Annotated in this window: 18 protein-coding genes; 15 read left to right on the top strand and 3 right to left on the bottom strand. The window is 37.2% G+C overall.

What is annotated here, in order from left to right:
* Nucleotides 1-30 precede the first annotated feature (30 nt).
* The 8 genes from IPJ63_00510 (at nt 31) to IPJ63_00475 (ending at nt 8,227) form a co-directional block, all read left to right on the top strand.
* Nucleotides 31-1,290: a tail fiber domain-containing protein gene (locus IPJ63_00510; GenBank protein QQR76742.1), complete on the top strand. Its 1,260-nt coding sequence runs from the start codon at nt 31-33 to the stop codon at nt 1,288-1,290.
* A gap of 212 nt (nt 1,291-1,502) precedes the next feature.
* A complete protein-coding gene (locus IPJ63_00505; GenBank protein QQR76741.1) occupies nt 1,503-1,733 on the top strand; it encodes a hypothetical protein in 231 nt (76 codons plus the stop codon).
* A 3-nt stretch (nt 1,734-1,736) separates the two neighbouring features.
* Nucleotides 1,737-2,156, top strand: coding sequence for a hypothetical protein (locus IPJ63_00500; protein ID QQR76740.1), 420 nt, complete (start codon nt 1,737-1,739; stop codon nt 2,154-2,156).
* Nucleotides 2,143-2,883 carry a phenylalanine--tRNA ligase subunit alpha gene (gene pheS, locus IPJ63_00495; protein QQR76739.1) on the top strand — a complete coding sequence of 247 codons (741 nt, stop codon included), beginning with the start codon at nt 2,143-2,145 and terminating at the stop codon, nt 2,881-2,883. Before IPJ63_00500 ends, pheS begins: the two co-directional genes overlap by 14 nt.
* A 22-nt stretch (nt 2,884-2,905) precedes the next feature.
* Nucleotides 2,906-3,880 carry a hypothetical protein gene (locus tag IPJ63_00490; GenBank protein ID QQR76738.1) on the top strand — a complete coding sequence of 325 codons (975 nt, stop codon included), beginning with the start codon at nt 2,906-2,908 and terminating at the stop codon, nt 3,878-3,880.
* 7 nt (nt 3,881-3,887) lie between these two features.
* A complete protein-coding gene (locus tag IPJ63_00485) occupies nt 3,888-5,696 on the top strand; it encodes a phenylalanine--tRNA ligase subunit beta (protein ID QQR76737.1) in 1,809 nt (602 codons plus the stop codon).
* A gap of 125 nt (nt 5,697-5,821) precedes the next feature.
* A complete protein-coding gene (locus IPJ63_00480) occupies nt 5,822-7,870 on the top strand; it encodes a type IIA DNA topoisomerase subunit B (protein ID QQR76736.1) in 2,049 nt (682 codons plus the stop codon).
* A gap of 3 nt (nt 7,871-7,873) precedes the next feature.
* Nucleotides 7,874-8,227 (top strand): sulfite exporter TauE/SafE family protein, encoded by a 354-nt coding sequence (locus tag IPJ63_00475; protein ID QQR76735.1) that lies wholly within the window; start codon nt 7,874-7,876, stop codon nt 8,225-8,227.
* Between the two features lie 43 nt (nt 8,228-8,270).
* Here IPJ63_00475 and IPJ63_00470 read toward each other — a convergent pair whose 3' ends face one another.
* The 3 genes from IPJ63_00470 to dnaE all read right to left on the bottom strand — a co-directional run bounded on the left by IPJ63_00470 (nt 8,271) and on the right by dnaE (nt 13,525).
* Nucleotides 8,271-8,447: a hypothetical protein gene (locus tag IPJ63_00470; protein ID QQR76734.1), complete on the bottom strand. Its 177-nt coding sequence runs from the start codon at nt 8,445-8,447 to the stop codon at nt 8,271-8,273.
* Entirely contained in the window at nt 8,419-10,170 is a 1,752-nt protein-coding gene (locus IPJ63_00465; GenBank protein QQR76733.1) for a threonine--tRNA ligase, read from the bottom strand. Before IPJ63_00465 ends, IPJ63_00470 begins: the two co-directional genes overlap by 29 nt.
* A gap of 178 nt (nt 10,171-10,348) precedes the next feature.
* A complete protein-coding gene (gene dnaE / locus IPJ63_00460; protein QQR76732.1) occupies nt 10,349-13,525 on the bottom strand; it encodes a DNA polymerase III subunit alpha in 3,177 nt (1,058 codons plus the stop codon).
* A 74-nt stretch (nt 13,526-13,599) separates the two neighbouring features.
* Here dnaE and IPJ63_00455 point away from each other — a divergent pair, with 74 nt between their 5' ends.
* The 7 genes from IPJ63_00455 to IPJ63_00425 all read left to right on the top strand — a co-directional run bounded on the left by IPJ63_00455 (nt 13,600) and on the right by IPJ63_00425 (nt 19,615).
* On the top strand, nt 13,600-13,920 hold the full coding sequence (locus tag IPJ63_00455) for a hypothetical protein (GenBank protein QQR76731.1): 321 nt from the start codon (nt 13,600-13,602) through the stop codon (nt 13,918-13,920).
* Between the two features lie 97 nt (nt 13,921-14,017).
* Nucleotides 14,018-14,686 carry a hypothetical protein gene (locus tag IPJ63_00450; protein QQR76730.1) on the top strand — a complete coding sequence of 223 codons (669 nt, stop codon included), beginning with the start codon at nt 14,018-14,020 and terminating at the stop codon, nt 14,684-14,686.
* A 65-nt stretch (nt 14,687-14,751) separates the two neighbouring features.
* Nucleotides 14,752-15,351 (top strand): ribonuclease HII, encoded by a 600-nt coding sequence (locus IPJ63_00445; GenBank protein QQR76729.1) that lies wholly within the window; start codon nt 14,752-14,754, stop codon nt 15,349-15,351.
* 30 nt (nt 15,352-15,381) lie between these two features.
* The gene (gene rpmF / locus IPJ63_00440) at nt 15,382-15,603 is read left to right on the top strand and encodes a 50S ribosomal protein L32 (protein ID QQR76728.1); all 222 of its coding nucleotides are present in this window, start codon (nt 15,382-15,384) and stop codon (nt 15,601-15,603) included.
* A gap of 61 nt (nt 15,604-15,664) precedes the next feature.
* On the top strand, nt 15,665-16,561 hold the full coding sequence (gene nusB, locus IPJ63_00435) for a transcription antitermination factor NusB (protein ID QQR76727.1): 897 nt from the start codon (nt 15,665-15,667) through the stop codon (nt 16,559-16,561).
* A gap of 81 nt (nt 16,562-16,642) precedes the next feature.
* Nucleotides 16,643-17,338 (top strand): ribonuclease III, encoded by a 696-nt coding sequence (gene rnc, locus IPJ63_00430; protein QQR76726.1) that lies wholly within the window; start codon nt 16,643-16,645, stop codon nt 17,336-17,338.
* A gap of 27 nt (nt 17,339-17,365) precedes the next feature.
* The gene (locus tag IPJ63_00425; protein ID QQR76725.1) at nt 17,366-19,615 is read left to right on the top strand and encodes an AAA family ATPase; all 2,250 of its coding nucleotides are present in this window, start codon (nt 17,366-17,368) and stop codon (nt 19,613-19,615) included.
* Nucleotides 19,616-19,638: the final 23 nt, after the last annotated feature.

The following is a 19,638-nucleotide window of genomic DNA, read 5'->3' as shown; positions in this document are numbered from 1 at the left end:
TGTTCATTATTGGCTTATTATATATAGATTATGAAAAAGTTTGCTTACTTATTTATTGCTTTTATAGTTTTTGTTCCATATTTAAATACAAATGCCGCCCTGACTCCAGGGTCTGTTGTTTTTGCTAATCCAGTAGGTAAAAACACAGGCCAAGATAATTTGAACTTTTTTTGGAACGACACACTTAACTATCTAGGTATTGGTACAAACTCTCCGTCATCACCACTTACTGTAGTAGGAAATACACTTACAGGATCTTTGGGTGTGGGTGGAGTAAGTGGAAATTATCCTTTTTCATACGATGCACTAACTAGTACTTTAACTTTAAATGACATTGGGGATGCAAAAAATATCAGAATAAAATCTGATAATGAAAATGATCTTTTGTTTATTGATGGTGTAAATGACCGCATAGGTGTTGGTCTATCAAATCCAACATATGAATTTGAAGTTGCAAATGATGGACAAAATGTTGAGATAGTTGCTGACACGTTTAGTACATCTCCAACTTTTACCACAAAAACTGTTTTTGGTGGCCGTGCTGCTCGTGGAACCAGAATTTCTCCTTTACCTGTTCAAAACAATGACATTCTTGCTGAATTCTCAGGACTTGGATACGGAACAACCGCTTTTGCTCCTTCTACAACTGCAGGTATGCGTGTTATTGCGGCAGAAACTTTCTCAGATAGTGCATGGGGAACAGGGCTCTTCTTTCGAACAACCGGACGGGGATCTGTTATCTTGCAAACTAGAATGGTGGTAGACGCGGATGGAAATGTTGGTATTGGAGATACAACTCCAGAGACTCCTCTTGATGTAGAAAAGACTGGAACTTTAGATGTGGCAACATTTACAAATACAAGCGGGACATGTTCTATAAACCCGGCGGTTGCAGGTGGAATCACTTGTACATCAGATGTTAATTTGAAGAAAAATATTGAAAGTATATCAAGTGGTGAGTCTTTGGATATTATAAAAAATCTTCGTCCCGTCAAATACAATTGGAAAAATGAATCCGATAAAGAAAACAAAACATCTGGATTTATTGCTCAGGAAGTTGAGGCGATATTACCAGAGGTTGTAGTTACAGAAAATAACCAGAAACGTATTTCTATGAGTGGCTTGATTCCATATATTGTTGGCAGTCTTACTGATCTTGCTTCCAGATTCGAGAAAATTGAAAACGAAAAAATCACTACTCCAAAAATCGAAACAGAATTATTGTGTGTAGGTGACACATGTCTTACAGAAGAAGAAGTTATAAAACTAAAAATTCTTTTAGAAAATTAAACAAAACACCCCATACTTGCGGGGTGTTTTTTTATAGATCAAGTCTACTAGGTAGGGAAAAGACATCAATTTTTCTTCTTTCTTCGTCCAATCTACCCAAATAGAACCCTATGGCAGATAGTATTAAGATGCATATTACCAAGAAAATATAACGCTTTTTCATATGCTTGAAGTATAGCATTTCGAGCCCATTTTTTGCTATAATCGCTAGTATGGTTAAATACGAGTATATTCACGGAATAAAGGTTGAATACGAAAGCGAAGACAGGCATATTCGTGACGGTATAAACTATTTGGACAATAAAATTGAACCTCTTGAGGCAAAAGTATTTTTTGCTCAAGCTCATGATAAAAAGAGTGCTCAGTTTGAAGATAATGAAAACCATCAGTTTACATTGATGTACAAGGGTAATAATATTTATTTATTAATCTCACGCGTATAATTTATGTCCCCATTTGGTAAGCCTAGAGAAAATAATTTCGATACTAAACCCAGTGAACCCAGAGAGGACTTTTTCGAAGATGATGGAGTGAGTGATATGGAGAATTCTATAGAATCACACATAAGAGATCTGAAAAAATTAGTTATTTTCTGCAGAGGTATGATAGAGACATTACACACAGATTTAGGAACAGAAGCATATTCAACAATAAAAGATTTAGCAGAGAGAATGGTGTCAAAACTTGAATCTGTGTCAGAGGATGGTCTCGGTGATAAAGATACATTGAATACGATGTCTACTGTCGAAGATTTTATGACTGATCAGAACAATCTTGTAGATATGTTCAATAATGTAAATGACTATAGCAATGAAGATATAATTGCAGGTACGGAAGTTTTAAAACAAGCTTATGCAGATATCTAAAGGACAACTTCATCCAATGACACTCCTTGCGGAAGATGCAATTCGGGTTTTTTCAGAGCTCGGTTTTGAAATGGCTGTTGGGCCGGAACTTGAACACGAATGGTACAACTTCGATGCACTAAATGTTTCAAAAGACCATCCAGCGCGCGACATGCAAGATACTTTTTGGATAAAGCAAACTCCTGAGGAGATTGCAAAAGCACAAAGTGGCGAACGAAGCTCTCGTCCAGTTTTGCGTACACACACGACAAGTGTCTCTATGCGTATGATTGAAAAAATGGCAAAAGATGGAATAAAGGAAGCTGGATATATCGCAATCGGAAAAACTTTTCGTAACGAAGCAACAGACATCACTCACGAAGCACAATTTCATCAGATAGATGGAGTTATGATTGGAGAAAATATTACACTCGCAAATATGAAGGCAGTTTTGATTAAATTCTACCAGACCATGCTTGGCTCTGAGACTGAGATACAGTTTCGTCCGAGCTTCTTTCCGTTTACTGAGCCGTCAGTGGAAGTACATGCAAAGTTTAACGGCAAGTGGCTCGAGATGATGGGAGGTGGAATGCTCCACCCAAATGTTTTACGGAACGCAGGGCTAGATCCGGAAAAAGTCCAAGGCTTCGCATTCGGTGGAGGGCTTGATCGTATTTTAATGATTAAACACAATATTCCAGATGTACGATTCCTTTATCAGGGAGATTTGAGAATAAATCAGTTTTAATTTTATTAATTATTTTTACACTATGAACGAAAATTCGATTTTTGGAAAACTAAATAGCTTTAAGACAGCAGAAGAAGAAGTAATTCAAACTAAAAAAGAAAATATTTTATCTGAAGTTAGAGAAGATATGTCCAAGCTGGAAGAGCAAAAGACCCAGTACCTACAACTTATTGAAGATATAAAAGCCAAAAGAGCTGAGCTTGCAGGCAACAGGGTAAAATTTAAAAATGCTTTGGAAAATTTACTACCTCTTTTTGAAGATGAAGAAAAAAAGAAATTGCTGGCTGAAAGAGGAGTCTCAAATATATCAGAAATGCAGGAGAATTTTTCTGATACAGATGAAGTTTTCGATATGAGTTCGTCAGAGGAATTGGTTCATCAAAATATTGAAGATCTAAAGAAGATGAAAAATGAATTGATTCAAACCTTGAATATAGAAAACCCTGATTATCAAAACCTGCGAGGTGTTTCAACTATTTTGCATTGGAGAGTGGATTCTATAGATAGAGATTTGTTTGAATTGTCTGTGGATACGCCAGAAGGTAGAGAAAATTGGCCGGTTAGGTATCCAACAGGTATATACCACAAAGAAACTGTTTTTGAAAAAAATATAAAAGAATCAAAAGAACCAAAGCTCCGCGAGATTTATCATAAATTGGGAGATATGATAGACGGTGCTTTTTTGGAGGCTTTCTATGAATACAACAATAGTGATACTACTGATAAAATTGAACACGGAGAAGGGTATAAAGAGGGCAGGCATATAATAGGTAGATCTTCAGTTACTATTGAAGACAATAAAATTGAGTTTTATTTTGGAGCGGGATATTCTGATTTAAAATATTTTCTTTCTCAAGGAAGAGATGGTAATGGGCTGTATTTTAGCAGAGACCACAATTTTAAAGCACTTTTACCAGAAAAGTTTTTGCAAATTTTTAACAAAAAACTTTCAGATATAGACAACAAGGCAGAATTGATGATTGGAGAATTAAAATAGAGTAATTATGAAAATATCTTACAACTGGCTCAAATCGTATATACCTGACATTTGTGAACCCGATAAGCTCTGGGATGTTTTTACATTTCATCTCTGTGAAGTAGAGAGTATGGATAAAATGTCAGATGGAGATACTATTTTCGATATCAATATCTTGCCAAATCGTGCCCACGATTTACTAAATCATCAGGGGGTCGCACAAGAACTTTCTGCGCTTCTCGATATCGAATACAAGAGTCCAGTTGATATGTACAAAATTCCTACGTCAAAACCAACAAGTCTTGAAGTGAAAATTGAAAATGATAAATGCCGCAGATATATGGGACGAATAGTTCGAAATGTAAAAGTTGGTCCAAGTCCGGAGTGGGTAGTGAAGCATCTTGAGTCAGTAGGACAGAAAAGTATAAACAATGTCGTAGATGCAACAAATATTGTGATGTTTGATTGTGGAAACCCAACTCATGTATTTGATGCTAAAAAAGTTGGAAGTACAATACGAATAAAAGAAACAGGCAGTCAAAAAAAGGTGAGCCTTCTTGGCGGTGAAGAAAAAGATTTAAAAGAAACCGACTTGGTGATTACCGACGGAGAAGATAATGTTTTGGCGATTGCTGGAGTGAAAGGTGGAACACGAGCTGAGGTAGACGAGAATACAGCAGATATAATACTAGAAGTAGCAAACTTCGACCCGGTGACTGTGCGAAAGACTGGCCGTGGAATGGGACTTTTTACAGATGCAATAAAAAGATTTGAGAATGATCTATCTCCTGTGCGTGCAGAATATGCAATGCGAGAGCTGTCAGCACTTATATTTGAAATGTGTCCGGATGCAGAGTTCGAAGATATTGTTGATGTGTTTCCTGACAAGCAGAAATGGGAGACAAGACAAGATATTGAAATTACAACTGACTATATCAACAAAAAACTCGGATCAAATTTTAAAGAGGAAGAGATCGAGAATGTTTTAATGCGTTTGAGAATTAGTTTTCGTAGAGAAGGGGAGGCTTTTGTCGTCTCTCCATCTGTACTTCGCTTGGATCTTATTGGTCCCCATGATTTGGTAGAGGAGATTGGAAGAGTGCTTGGATACGATAGGGTTTTACCAGAATTACCGATAATAGATTTCAAGCCGAAAACAAATGAAATTTTTTATAGAATTTTATCAGCAAAGAAAAAACTTACCGAAGATAGATTTAGAGAAGTCTATACTTATGCATTTACAAAAAAAGGCGAAGTGTATGTTGCTTATGGAGCAAAGGGCAAGGAAGCGCTCCGGACAAATCTAAGTGATGGATTGAAGCAAGCGTATGAGCTCAATAGACTTAACGCGCCACTACTTGGAGAATCTGAAATAAAAATATTTGAAGTTGGTAATGTTTTTCCAGCTGCAGGTGTTGAAGAAACACATGTTGCTTGGATGGATAAAAAAGGGGTACAAGAAATGACCCTAGAAGAATATACAAAGGATATAGAAATCGGAAGTTCGTACGATTCTGTTTTACCTAATAGTTTAGAGTTAAAATCTGAAAACTTTTCTCCCTGGTCTCAATATCCATTTATTGTACGTGATATTTCAATGTGGGTTCCATCCAACGTTGATTCTATAGATGTTTCTCCAGTAATTAGAGAGAACATGGGGGATTTAGTTGTTAGAGGTCCAGATTTACTAGATTCATTTGAAAAAGACGGCAAAAAAAGTCTAGCTTTTAGGTTGGTTTTTCAGAGTTTTGATAGGACGCTTACAGATATAGAAGTCGCAGAATCCATGAACTCTATAACCAAATCTCTCCAAGATAAAGGTTTCGAGATTCGGTAGTATTTTAGGCCTTAAAATAAGGAGAAATCCACTATTTTCTACTAGGAGAAAGTGGATTTTTTTGCTATAATGTTAGGGTAATAAATAACATATTAAAGCTTAATTTTAAGGGTATTTTTTAATTTATGGCAGATAAAAAGGAAGGTTCATACAGTGCTAGTGATATCTCGGTTTTGGAGGGTCTAGAGCCAGTACGTAAGCGTCCTGGAATGTATATCGGAGGAACGGGTCCAGAAGGCTTGCATCATTTGGTGTGGGAGATTTTCGATAACTCTCGCGACGAAGCCATGGCGGGACATTGTGACCACATAGAAGTGGTTCTACTTCCAGACAATCGTATTCGCGTTGCTGACAACGGACGTGGAATCCCTGTAGATGTTCACGCAAAGACAAAAGTTTCTGCACTAGAAACTGTTATGACCACACTTCATGCTGGAGGAAAATTTGGCGGCGAAGGGTATAAAGTTTCCGGAGGTTTGCATGGTGTGGGTGCTTCTGTTGTAAATGCGCTTTCTATCTACACTCAGGCAATTGTACACAGAGAGGGTGGTAAGCACATGCAAGAATATTCTCAGGGTAAGAAAAAAGCCAATGTCAAAAAAATTGGATCTTCAAAAGAAAAAGGAACTATAGTTACATTTGAACCAGATGAAGAAATATTCAAAACTTTAAAGTTTGATTGGAATACAATCGTAAACCATCTTCGCCAGCAAGCTTATTTGGTAAAAAAATTACGCATATCAATACTTGATGCGCGTGAAGCAGACTGGAACGCAGACCTAGATGATATATTTTATTTTGAAGATTTAAAATTAGAAATCCCATCCACAACTTTTTATTTTGAAGGTGGACTTGTATCACTTGTTTCTTATTACAATCGAAACGAAAAGGAGGTTCAAGATAAAATATTTTATGTAGACAAGGAACTTGATGGAGTGGGGATTGAGATTGCGCTTCAATACGTAGATGACATAAGCGCAAAGATCGTTGCTTTTGCAAACAATATTCATACTCCAGAAGGAGGTACTCATGTTACTGGATTCAAAACAGCCCTCACTCGTGTTTTAAATACTTACGGAAAAAAGAACAACATCATCAAAGAATCTGATGGAGGTTTTACAGGAGAAGATGTGTTAGAAGGTTTAACTGCGGTTATATCAGTAAAACTTCGCGAAATTCAATTTGAAGGACAGACAAAAAGTAAATTAGGATCGATGGAGGCACAAGGAGCAGTAGCCAGTGTTTTCGGTGAGGCATTTGCTGCATACTTAGAAGAAAATCCAGATGAGGCAAAGGCTATTATAGGCAAGGTTGTTCTAGCGGTGCGCGCGCGTAAAGCTGCAAAAGCCGCAAAAGACTCTGTGCTCCGTAAGGGTGCACTCGAAGGTATGACATTGCCTGGAAAGCTTGCTGACTGTCAAAGTAAAAGTGCTGAAGAATCAGAACTATTTATAGTAGAGGGAGACTCTGCGGGAGGTACAGCGAAAATGGGTCGTGACCGACGTACTCAGGCTATCTTGCCACTTCGTGGAAAGATTCTAAACATAGAGCGTGCACGTCTAGATAAAATCATGCAGTCAGAACAAGTGCGTAACTTGATAGTGGCTATGGGAACTGCAATCGGAGATACATTTGATATTTCTAAACTTCGTTATCATAAAGTTATAATCGCAACTGATGCGGACGTTGACGGAGCTCACATTCGAACACTTATACTCACTCTACTTTATAGATATTTCAAACCGCTTTTGGACGGAGGATTTATTTATATTGCTCAACCGCCTCTATATAAGATCAAAAAAGGAAAAGAAGTTTTCTATGCATATTCCGAAGAAGAAAAAGTTGCTTTTGCGGGTTCGAGTGAAAATATAGATGAAAGCACAGAGGAAGATGAAACCGAAGAATCTGGAGACACTGAAATTACTGCTGATGCAAAGGAAGTAAAAGCTAGAGTTCAGAAAATATCAGTACAGCGATATAAAGGTCTCGGAGAAATGAACGCAGACGAGCTATGGGAGACAACTATGGATCACACACGTCGTATCTTGAAACAAGTTACTATAAACGACGCAGAAGAAGCTGATAAAGTTTTTGATATGCTTATGGGGTCTGATGTTGCGCCTCGTAAGAGCTTTATTCAAACACATGCCAAAATGGCAGAGTTAGATATATAAAACATGTTTGCGCTCTATATTGCCATAGGCTTAGTAGCTGGAACTTTGAGTGGTCTTGTTGGTATAGGTGGAGGGATTATTGTGGTGCCAGCACTTATGTTGCTTGCAAATATTCCTCAGCTTACAGCCCAGGGTACAAGTCTCGCATTGTTTGTGGTGCCACTTTCTATATTTGCTTTTATGAATTATTATCGAGCGGGACACGTAGATCTAACTATCGCGCTATTACTTGCTCTGGGTTTTATAGTAGGGAGTATATCTGGATCAAAACTTGCCTTTATAGTAGATCATGATATTCTCACTAAAATCTTTGCAGTAGTGCTGGTGCTCATAGCAATACGATTATTTTTTAAATAAATTATAAATATAAAATCCCCTGCGGCCTGCAGGGGATTTTATATTATTTATTGAATTTTTGTTTTTTACCACACCATGGACAGAACCAATCTAGAATCTTTTTCTTGGCAATTTTTGGATCTCCAACACTCCACCATTTGTCGCACGCTCCACAACGGAAATGGTGCAAGTGTTCTACAGATACAGTGCCTCTAAGATTTTCTTGTACTGATTTCTTCATTTAGTATTTCTACAAAATTTTCTACACTTATATTTTCTATTTTATCACCAGAACGTTTCTCTATAGTTAGAGAGTTTGCAGTAACTTCTTTTTCACCAATTACAACTACATAAGGAACCTTTTCAGTCTTCGCATTTCTGATACGCTTGCCGCGTGTGTCACTAGCACCATCTAGGTCTGCACGTACTCCAGCTGATTTTAAGCTACTCAATACACTCATAGAAAAATCGTTGAACTTTTCACTTACCGGAACGATGCGTACCTGAACTGGTGCAAGCCATGTTGGCCATATACCAGCGTAGTGTTCGATCAAGAATGCTGTGAAGCGTTCATGTGTAGAGAGTGGCGCGCGATGGATTACAAATATTTCGTCATTTACTTTTCCAGTTTCATCTACATATGAAAGTTCAAAACGTTTCTTTGCGATGAAGTCTAGTTGGACTGTGGACATACTTTCAGTGCGTCCGATTACAGATTTGAATTGGATATCGACTTTTGGTCCATAGAAAGCAGCTTCATCTTTTACTTCGATGAATTTTACTCCTAGTTCTACAAGCACATCACGTAATACTCCTTCTGTATAATTCCAGTTTTCTGGTTCATCTACATACTTGTCTTTTCTTTCTGGGTCCCAAAGTGAGAGTCTGAACCAATAATCTTTGAGTCCGAATATTTCGAAATATTTCATTGTGAGTGCAAGAGCATTTTTGAACTCATCGCGTATCTGATCTTTACGGCAGTATATATGTGCATCGTTCATAGCAAGACATCGTACACGTAGTAGTCCTGCTAGAGTTCCAGAGAGTTCGTTTCTGTATACTGTTCCGTATTCGGCCAGGCGTACAGGCAGGTCACGATAGCTTCTGTGTTCATGGCGGAAGATTATATGGTGGTGCGGACAGTTCATAGCTTTTAGATAGTATGTTCCGTCATCCATAACCATTGCTGGGTACATATCATCTTTGTAATAAGGAAGGTGCCCAGAGGTTAGGAATAGCTCTTCTTTGGCTAAGTGGGGAGTCACAACGCGCACATACCCAGCATCACTTTCCATTGCTCGAGCAAATTTCTCGATTTCATCTCGGATGATTGTACCGTTTGGTTGCCACATTATGAGACCTTTTCCTACCATCTCGTCGACAAAGAAAAGTTTTTGTTCTTGGCCAATTTTTCTGTGATCACGTTTTTGCGCTTCTTCACGCATGTTTAGATACTCATCGATTTTTTCTTTTGATTCAAATGCGAGTCCGTATATACGAGTAAGCATTTTATTTTTTTCGCTTCCACGCCAGTATGCGCCTGCAACACGGTCGAGCTTCCAAGACCCTTCTGTTATATCTACGCTAGGATTTTCTACGTGACCACCACGGCAAAGGTCTGTAAAAGTTCCTGAAGTATACAAAGTTATATCTTCGCCCTTTGCTGCGATCTCGTCTATTAGCTCTGATTTGTATTCATTGCCTGCAAATACATTTTTTGCTTCTTCGGGAGTATTTTTTTTATGTGAAAAGCTTGTCCAAGTAGGAAGTAGTTCGCGCATTTTATCTTCAATTTTTGATAGATCTCCTTCACTTATTTTTCCTGAAACATCTATATCATAGTAGAAACCATCTTCTATTGAAGGTCCTAGTGTTAGTTTTGATCCTGGGTATATTTCTAATACAGCCGCTCCTAAAAGGTGGGCTAGTGTATGTCTTTTTGGGTGCAATTGTTCTTCATTCATATGGGTTACTATATCATTTTAAAATTATAATTTCGAGCGTTTTTTAATAAAAAATACCCCTATTTGGGGGCTATGTTTCGCAGTATGACGAATACAAACCCCCTTAGGTGGTGGTAGTTGTAGTCGTTGTGTTTATTTGCATAGATTAAGTATGCACCTAGCTTAATAGTTTGGCAAGTTATTCTGCCAATTTCACTGCTTCAAGCAAGATGCTTTTTTCATTGTTTCTAATGGATACTTTTCCTTTGAAGACCAGGCACTTATCTTCTAGAAGCAATGGAGAATATTGTTCAAAAGTCCGACTAAATACAACAGCTTCAATACTTCCAGTCAGGTCTATTATTTTCATGAATGCCATTTTCTCGTTTTTCTTTGTAATAATTGTTTTTATACTACTTGGCATACCAACAAAAGTAACAGGGAATCCATTTGCAGTTTTTTCTATAATTTCTTTTATATTTGTTCCACTCTTTTCAATTAAGTGAGAACATTTTTCCAAAGGGTGTCCAGAAATATATAGGCCTAAAAATTCTTTTTCCCAAGCCAGCTTGTCTACTTCTTCTATTTTAGATGCTTCGTGTAGATTTAACTTTGCACTACTGTTGTAGTCCATTCCGCCAAACAGAGATTCTTGGCCTTTGTTACTTTCTGTTTGTTTGTTGTATGCAAGCAAAATTTCCATATTACCTAGAAGTTCTCCTCTGTCTCCATATATATCCATAGCCCCAGATTTGATTAGGGCCTCTAGAGATTTTTTGTTTAGACTGCGATGATGAACACGTTCCAAGAAGTTGGCCAAGCTTGTAAAAGGTCCCTTTTCTTTTCTGTCGTGAATAATTGCTTTGCCTATTTCTTCTCCAAAGTTTTTTATACTATTTAGACCAAAACGAATTTTGTTACTTATTTTTCCGTTTTCCATTACAACAGTGAAGTCAGAAAAACTTTCATTTATATCTGGAGGGAGTACTACGAATCCCATTCTTTTACATTCGTCGATAACTTCCGCTACTTTTTCTAAGTCATCACTTTCTGCGGTTAGGATAGAAGACATGTATTCAGCAGGGTAGTTGGCTTTCATATAAGCTGTTTGATATGCAACTTTCCCATAACTTGCAGCATGAGCTTTGTTGAATCCATACGCCTGGAATGGTTCAAAAAGTTTCCATAGGGTTTCAGCAAATTTTTGTGTTTGACCGTTAGCAACGATACCTTTTATAAGTTTTTGTTTTTGGGCCGCCATCTCTGCGGGAATTTTTTTACCCACAGCTTTGCGGAATTTATCAGCTTCTTCCCAGTTGTATCCAGCAAGTTCGAGCGCAGAGAAGAGAAGGTCGTCTTGGTAAACTATCAATCCATAAGATGCCTTTAGATATTTTTCCATTCTAGGATCAGGGTATGAAATAAGCTCAGGATTATTTTTGCGTTTAATGTATTCTGGAATTGTTTCCATCGGGCCTGGTCGATACAGGGCCACCATTGCGTTAAGATCGTCTACGCAAGTTGGTTTTAGATCTTTTACATACACTGTCATACCATCTCCAGATAACTGGAAAACTCCGACTGTTTCTCCGCGGGCTAGCATTTCAAAAGTTTTTTTATCGTCGTAAGGTATTTTTTCGAGATCTATAGTTATCCCACGTATTTTTTTTATACGTTCTATTGCATCTCCTAAAATTGCCAGGTTTCTAATACCCAAGAAATCCAATTTCAGTAGACCTGCTTCTTCGATAGAGTACATGTCGTATTGTGTGATAATTTTGTCGCCTTTTGGATCAAATTGTATTGGTGAAAAATCTTCGACTGGAGTTGGTGCAACGACCACACCTGCAGCATGCACTGATATATGCCTTGCGCAGCCTTCCATTTTTTTTGCTAAGTCGATTATTTCTTTTGTTTCTCTTTCGTTTTCATATGCAGATTTTAATTCAGGTACTAGCTCAAAAGCCTTGTCTATTGTCATAGGCATACCCTGGGAGCCCATAGGGATCATTTTAGACAGTCTGTCACCGATGGAATATGAATATCCCAATGCGCGTGCCACATCGCGCACAGATCCGCGTGCCATCATGGTTCCAAATGTACCAATTTGCGCAACATTTGCAGTTCCGTATTTTTGTTTTGCGTAGCTAATCATGTCATCGCGTCTGTTGTCGGCGATATCCATATCAATATCGGGAGGGGAAGGACGGAAGGGATTTAAAAATCTCTCAAAGGGTAATTTGAAGTGAATTGGATCTACTGTGGTAATGAAATTTAGATAAGACACAAAAGATCCAGCAGCAGATCCTCTGGTTGTAGATATAATATTGTTTTCTCGAGCATAGCGAAGTAGGTCAGACACAACCAAAAAGTATGGTGAATAACCTTTGTTTTTTATTATTTCAAGTTCATACTCTACGCGCTCTACCATCTCTGGAGTCTGTTCGATGTTACGTGAAGCGAAGCCTTCATATGTAACTCTTCTAAGTTCTTCGTCATATGTTGTTCCTTCTGGGATTTCATATTTTGGGAAAACCCATTCACCAAGAGATATTTCTATGTCTACCATGTCAGCTACTTTTGCAGTATTATCATAAGCTCCTGGTATATCGCGAAATATTTCTCTTGCTCTCGAATCAGAAATAAAAGAATAATCCCCGTTCTTCATACTCATGGAACTATCTCCAACTTCACTTCCAGTGTTTATTGCTACCAATGTGTCTTGGGCTTCGGCATCATCTTGGTGTAAATAATGTGAATCCCATGTACCGACAATTGGTAAATCCATATCTTCTGCTATTTGCACAATGTCTTTTATTAGTGGTGTGTACCATTCAACATCATCATGTTTCATCACTTCAACAAAAACATTTTCTCTACCGAAAGTATCTATATAGTATTTTAAAAGATCCTTAGCTCTATCTAAGTGTTTATTTTTTATTAAATTTACGAATTCACTTCCTGGGCAGCCAGATAGGCAGATTATTCCTTCTCCAAATTCTTTTAGAAGATCTTTGTCCATTCGAGGCTTGTAATAAAAACCTTCCAGGTTTGCGCGAGATACAAGCTTCATCAAGTTTCGATAACCTTTTTCGTTTTTAGCAAGAAGAGTCAGATGATATCGCTTACTATCAAGACCCGGATCTTTGTCGAAGCGTGTGCGCTCAGCGATGTATGCCTCTACTCCAATAATGGGTTTGATACCTTCCTTTTTACAAGCTTTATAGAATTCTATTGCGCCATACATACTTCCGTGATCAGTAAGTGCAACAGCATTCATCCCATGTGCTTTTGCGGTTTTTACTAGATCATCTATTTTTGTTAGGCCGTCGAGTAGGGAATAGTGTGAGTGTGTATGCAGATGGACGAATGACATGCGTAGATTATAACAGATGTCTTTAATTTTTGACAAAATATATATTTCTGTTATAATAAAGTAAATTGTAATTTATGTCAGAAAGACGAGATATAGGAATTATTGTATGTGGCCACATTGGTACAGGGACCACCACTGCTGCTCTTATAGAAATGATGCACAGAGAAGTGGGGGTAGAAATGATTGTTATCGACAACACTCAAGAAGTGTCGAAAAAGGAATTTGAATTTAGAAATAAAATTCCTATTGAAATTATTCAGGTTCCTGAACTGTTGATAGGTTTTTTTGACCGCGAGCCTAGGTTTTACGGCAAGCAGACGAAGTTTAGAAACAATTACTTGAATCATAAAAAGAAATATAAAACTCTACGTAGAAACGATAGAGTTATAAAGTGAAAATCACCCTGCGACTGTAGGGTGATTTATATTTGACAATATTGATATCTAAGAGTATAGTTCGAAAAATAATTTCACCTAAAAATAAATATACTAAATGGAAGCTAAAGTAAAAACAGCCTCAGATATCCGAAAGGAAATTAATCGACTTAAAAAGCTTGTGCTGCGAGCCTTGGCAAATGAAAAGCCTGAGGAAGTAGAAGGTTTCGAAAAAGAAATCTCTATCTTAGGGTTAGATCTCGATAAGCTGAAAGAAGCAGAAAAAATTGAATCTGATAACAATCGAAAAAAGAAGGAAGAAGAAAATTCGATAGCGGAAAAAGCAAGGTTGGCCAAGAAAGAAGGTTTTCGCAAAAGAGCGGAAAATGAAATTCATGTGTTAGATATGGCAAATATTACAGTAAATGTTTTTCCGGAAAAGGGAGGAATTATTGAAATGCCATGCGCCAAAATACTTCCAAAGCTGCAAAAGTTACTCAAAAGCGTTGATACTTTTAGTCATGAGGGGCTTACGGTTGAAAAGGAAACTGATGGAGCTATAACCATGTCATACAGTTTTTATAGTAGAGACAATGGTTCATGCGAAATCGTGGTAGGAGATATAACTTCGCCACAAGCATTCGTTTTATCAGTGAAAGTTGTCTCGAACAGCTATCAGCCGGAAATCGAGCCATGGACTACTATTACTGAGGATTCTTACTTTTATTCTGGTAGAAGTATCATAAGGGATATTTTTATGAAGCTAGGGAGTCTTTTCTTTGAATAGATTCGTAATTGATAATTTTAAAATCAGGTAAAAACCTGATTTTTTATTTTGCTATAATAAACTACATGCAATCTATTTTCGGCATCGATGAAGTAGGGAGAGGGCCGATAGCAGGACCAGTAGCAGTTGGAGTATTTCGGCTTGATATTGAAAACAAGAATTTTAAAATTTTAGTTAAAAAAACCAATTTAAAACTACGAGACTCAAAAAAGTTGTCTCACGCAGAACGGGAAAAATGGTTTGAAGTAATTAAAAAATGGAAAAAAGAAGGGAAGTGTGACTATAAGGTAACGCTCGTATCTGCGGCTAAAATTGATTCTATAGGTATAGTTCCTGCCATCAAAAGAGCTCTTTCAAATTCTATTTATAAACTAAAGACTTCAGATTATAAGATAGTATTACTCGATGGTGGCCTCAAGGCGCCAAAAGAGTTTGCCCGTCAGAAAACAATTATAAAAGGGGACGAAAAAGAGCCGGCAATTGCTCTAGCTTCCATATGTGCCAAGGTCACACGTGATAGATATATGGATAGGGTTTCAAAAATATACCCAAAATACAATTTTTATATGCATAAAGGGTATGGGACAAAAGCTCACTATGAGGCTATATATAGATATGGTATTACAGACATACACAGGAAGACATTTTTGAAAAAAGTCTTGTAATTTATATACCCCTATGCTATACTCGTCCACATGGTAGTCCGAATGAGACATACGCGGTCACATACCGCCAACAGACGTTCACATCACGCTTTAAAAGCGCGCATTTTCTCTGTTGATACAGAAACTGGAGTTCCTCACCTTCGTCACCATGTATGCACCACAACTGGTATGTACAGAGGTAGAAAGGTACTAGAGGTTAACAAAAAATCCATAAAGAAAGCCGAGAAAATGGCAAAAACAAAGAAAGCATAGTAATTTGATTTACTGTGTTCTTTCGTTCATATAAAAATTAAAAAAAGTTGTAAACAACAAAATGGCAAACAGGCACCTTTCAAGATCAATAGTTCTCCAATCACTCTTTGAGTGGGATTTCAACGGTAAACAAGACGACATAATCGTCCCTATATTGAAGCGCAATGAAAGCGAATTTGGTCCAGGCTTAGATGATTTTACTTTTATTGAAAATCTAGCTGAACTTGTGCTAAAGAAGCGTTCAATAATAGATGAAATAATTACTAAAGCTGCTCCAGATTGGCCTATTGATAAAATATCAGTTGTGGATAGAAATATTCTAAGACTTGGTTTAGCTGAGCTCTTATTTGGTAACAGAGAAGAAGTCCCGCCTAAAGTAGCAATCAATGAAGCAATTGAACTTGCGAAAGCTTTTGGAGGTGAAACATCTAGTAAATTTGTAAACGGAGTTTTAGGTGCTGTATACAAAGAAATAGGAGAACCGGGAAAGGATCAAACTTCTAAAAAGAAAAAAGATGACACACCTGTTGATATAACAAAATTACCTACTGAAAAAAAGGCAGGTGCTGTTATATATGCTCGCCACGAAGGTGCAGTATATTTTGCACTTGTACATGATGTTTTTGGTTACTGGACTCTATCTAAGGGTGGTGTAGAGGACGGTGAAGACGAGGCTGTTGCTGTTGTTCGAGAAATTAAAGACGAGGTAGGATTGCCTATAGTAGTCAAAGAAAAGCTAGGGCAAAATGAGTATATTGCTTCGCATCCTGAGAAAGGAAAGATCAGAAAAGAAGTTCATTACTTCTTGGTTGAAGCACCGTATCAGGAGCTTGCGCTGACTTCAAGTGGTGGACTTGATGATGCAAAATGGTTTAGTTTAAGTCAGATAGGAGATATCAAAACATATGATGATATCCTGCCTCTACTTGCTAAGTCTATTGAAAAAATTACAAAATAAATTTTAGTTTAAAAACTATGAGTTAAGAATTAGGAATGAAGCCAAAAACGCTTGATTCATAATTCATACTTCAATAAATATATGGTTGACTTCTCTCTTTTTGAAAAGAAAGTCGGAATGACTTTCAAAGATAAAAATTTGCTAATGCAGGCTTTTGTCCATCGCTCATATCTAAATGAAAATCCAAATCTAAGTTTTTCTCACAATGAAAGGTTGGAGTTTTTAGGCGACGCAGTACTCGAGCTTATCATTACAGATTATTTGTATAAAAAGTTTTCACAACACAACGAAGGGGAGCTAACAGCTTTTAGGGCGGCTTTGGTGAATGCTGTGACAATTGCTGAGGTTGCTACTTCGATAGGTATGGGAGAATTTCTATTGTTATCTAAAGGTGAAGCAAAAGATATCGGTAAGGCTAGACAATACATATTGGCAAACACATATGAGGCTTTTTTAGGTGCGGTATACTTAGACCAAGGATACGAAAAATCTGAATTATTTGTCTCTAAGACACTATTTCCTTTGACTGATGAGATTGTAAAAAATAAATCCTGGAGAGATCCTAAGAGTCTTGTCCAAGAAAAAGCCCAAGAATTTGTAGGAGTTACGCCTTCTTATAAGGTATTATCAGAAGCAGGCCCAGATCACGACAAGCATTTTACTACTGGTATATTTTTTGGAGCAGATTTGATAGCCCAAGGTAAAGGTAAGTCTAAACAAGAAGCAGAACAAAAAGCAGCAACTGAAGCATTGAAAGTTAAGAATTGGCTTGATTAAAATATTTTAAAAAATTGATTTTAAAAAATGTATCTTAAACGTATTGAATTAACTGGATTTAAATCTTTTGCCAAGAAAACAGTTCTTGAGTTTTCGGCGCCAGTTACAGCCATAGTTGGACCAAACGGATCAGGTAAGTCAAACGTAGTTGAATCTCTTCGCTTCGTTTTAGGTGAACAATCTATAAAATCAATGCGCGGAAAATCTGGCACAGATTTGATTTTCAAGGGATCGAAAGGTCTCTCTGCCCCAAATCGTGCTTCTGTAGAGATTGTTTTTGATAATACTAAAAAAATATTTTCTTTTGCAAACAAAGAAGGTGCGCCAGAGCTGCTTTTTGATGAAGTCTCTATATCTCGTGAAGTATATTCTGATGGGCAGAATGTATACAAGATAAATGGTACAGATGTAAGACTGAAAGATATAGTTGAATTGCTCTCTAGTGTGCACATAGGTAGCTCGGGTCACCACATGATCTCACAAGGTGAGGCTGATCGAATACTTAACTCTTCTTCAAAAGACAGAAGGGCAATGATTGAAGATGCTCTTGGTTTAAAAATATATCAATACCGCATAAGAGAAAGTGAAAGAAAATTAGAAAGAACTTCTCTTAATATGAAGGAGATAGCAACATTGCGTCGCGAGATAGGTCCGCACTTACATTTTCTTAAGAAACAAGTTGAAAAAATTGAAAAAGCAAAAGAAATGCGCGTAGAACTTTCTGGTTTATATGCAGAGTATTTTGCAAATGAAGCTTTTTACCTAGACAGAGAAAGAAGCAGGGTTCAAATAAAAAAATCTACAATAGCTGCTGAGCTAGATAAGATTACACATTCTCTCGGGCTACTTAGTACTCCAGATAGTAAGAAAACAAACGATGATGAGATTGCTGTAAGAGAAGCACAGAAAGCTTTACTTGATATAAATACAGAGAGAGATGAAATAATTAGAAAGATTGCTCGACTAGAGGGACTACTTGAAGCAAAGAAATCTTTATCACAAACAAAAGAGAACACAGAAGATTTGTTGATATCACAATCTGAGGTTAGAAAAATGCTCGATGAGGTTTCTAGTTCTATTGATGAAGCTATACAAAGACAATCCAGAGAAGAGATTGTCGAAGCTTTGCTGTCTTTAAAAAATCGACTCCAGTCTTTTGTTTCTTCTGGTGAAAATACAAATACAAAAAACAATGATTTGATTGAGGAGATAAAAATTTTGGAAATTTCTTATGATGAACTGTCTGTCTTAGAGAAGAATTTATCCGAAGAGAGATCTAAAAAAGAATCTATCTTAGAAGAAGCGCGTAATATACTTAGAAACAAAGAAAGAGAAGATAGGGAAGGTGAAAAAGAACGCTATGAATTAAAACAAAAAGAAACTGAATTGATAGGAGCTCGAGATATACTTTTGGTACAAGAAGAAACACTAAAGAGTCAGGAGGTTTCTTTTCAAGATGAATTAAAAGAAGCTGAGGTTTTGATTGGTTTTGGAGCTAGTGCTTATGATCCATCTATCGGTAGAGAGGTTAGTAGGATAGACCAAGAAGATGTACGAAGGAGAATAGAGAGACTAAAGATAAAAATAGAAGACGTTGGCGGTGGAGCTGGTGGAGATATTTTGAAAGAATATGAAGAAACAGTTTCTAGGGATCAATTTTTAGCAAAAGAATTGGCTGACCTAGAAAGTAGTATTTTAGAATTAAAGACTCTAATACGTGATTTACGTGATACTTTGGATGAAGAGTTTAATTCCGGAATTGAGAAGATAAATGAACAATTTCAAAAGTTTTTTGCATTAATGTTCGGCGGAGGAACTGCTTTCTTGCGTATAATGGTCGAACACAAAGGTGTTCGTGAATCTGAAGATGAATACAAGGAAGAGGTTGTAGGTGAAGATTCTAGCTCTGAGCTTTTGTTTGAGAGGGGAATCGAGATAAACGTAGCATTGCCACATAAAAAAGTTAAAGACCTTCATATGCTCTCAGGAGGAGAAAGATCACTCACTTCTATCGCGCTCTTGTTTGCGATGTCTCAAGTTAACCCACCGCCATTCTTGGTACTGGACGAAACAGATGCAGCGCTCGATGAAGCAAATAGTAGAAAATATGGTGACATGATTGAGTCCTTGGCCAAGTATTCTCAGTTGATTGTTGTTACTCACAACAGAGAGACGATGTCTCGTGCAAATATACTCTATGGAGTTACGATTGGGTCTGACGGAGGATCAAAATTACTTTCTATAAAATTTGACGAAGCGTTAAAAGTTGCTAAATAAAAAAACGGAATTTTAAAAAATTC

The sequence above is a fragment of the Candidatus Nomurabacteria bacterium genome (genome assembly GCA_016699365.1).
Lineage (GTDB): Bacteria > Patescibacteriota > Minisyncoccia > Phycocordibacterales > UBA9973 > CAZLWF01.
Note: the sequence above shows the minus strand (reverse complement) of the source record. Positions and strands in the feature narration are given on the sequence as shown.

What these genes read in the sequence shown, in the direction of transcription:
- IPJ63_00445 (QQR76729.1), top strand. Translation starts at nt 14,752, where the DNA reads ATGCAATCTATTTTCGGCATCGATGAAGTAGGGAGAGGGCCGATAGCA.
- IPJ63_00485 (QQR76737.1), top strand. Translation starts at nt 3,888, where the DNA reads ATGAAAATATCTTACAACTGGCTCAAATCGTATATACCTGACATTTGT.
- IPJ63_00455 (QQR76731.1), top strand. Translation starts at nt 13,600, where the DNA reads ATGTCAGAAAGACGAGATATAGGAATTATTGTATGTGGCCACATTGGT.
- IPJ63_00465 (QQR76733.1), bottom strand. Translation starts at nt 10,170, where the DNA reads ATGAATGAAGAACAATTGCACCCAAAAAGACATACACTAGCCCACCTT.
- IPJ63_00500 (QQR76740.1), top strand. Translation starts at nt 1,737, where the DNA reads ATGTCCCCATTTGGTAAGCCTAGAGAAAATAATTTCGATACTAAACCC.
- IPJ63_00450 (QQR76730.1), top strand. Translation starts at nt 14,018, where the DNA reads ATGGAAGCTAAAGTAAAAACAGCCTCAGATATCCGAAAGGAAATTAAT.
- IPJ63_00475 (QQR76735.1), top strand. Translation starts at nt 7,874, where the DNA reads ATGTTTGCGCTCTATATTGCCATAGGCTTAGTAGCTGGAACTTTGAGT.
- IPJ63_00480 (QQR76736.1), top strand. Translation starts at nt 5,822, where the DNA reads ATGGCAGATAAAAAGGAAGGTTCATACAGTGCTAGTGATATCTCGGTT.
- pheS (QQR76739.1), top strand. Translation starts at nt 2,143, where the DNA reads ATGCAGATATCTAAAGGACAACTTCATCCAATGACACTCCTTGCGGAA.
- IPJ63_00505 (QQR76741.1), top strand. Translation starts at nt 1,503, where the DNA reads ATGGTTAAATACGAGTATATTCACGGAATAAAGGTTGAATACGAAAGC.
- nusB (QQR76727.1), top strand. Translation starts at nt 15,665, where the DNA reads ATGGCAAACAGGCACCTTTCAAGATCAATAGTTCTCCAATCACTCTTT.
- IPJ63_00425 (QQR76725.1), top strand. Translation starts at nt 17,366, where the DNA reads ATGTATCTTAAACGTATTGAATTAACTGGATTTAAATCTTTTGCCAAG.
- IPJ63_00490 (QQR76738.1), top strand. Translation starts at nt 2,906, where the DNA reads ATGAACGAAAATTCGATTTTTGGAAAACTAAATAGCTTTAAGACAGCA.
- dnaE (QQR76732.1), bottom strand. Translation starts at nt 13,525, where the DNA reads ATGTCATTCGTCCATCTGCATACACACTCACACTATTCCCTACTCGAC.
- IPJ63_00470 (QQR76734.1), bottom strand. Translation starts at nt 8,447, where the DNA reads ATGAAGAAATCAGTACAAGAAAATCTTAGAGGCACTGTATCTGTAGAA.
- rnc (QQR76726.1), top strand. Translation starts at nt 16,643, where the DNA reads ATGGTTGACTTCTCTCTTTTTGAAAAGAAAGTCGGAATGACTTTCAAA.
- IPJ63_00510 (QQR76742.1), top strand. Translation starts at nt 31, where the DNA reads ATGAAAAAGTTTGCTTACTTATTTATTGCTTTTATAGTTTTTGTTCCA.
- rpmF (QQR76728.1), top strand. Translation starts at nt 15,382, where the DNA reads ATGGTAGTCCGAATGAGACATACGCGGTCACATACCGCCAACAGACGT.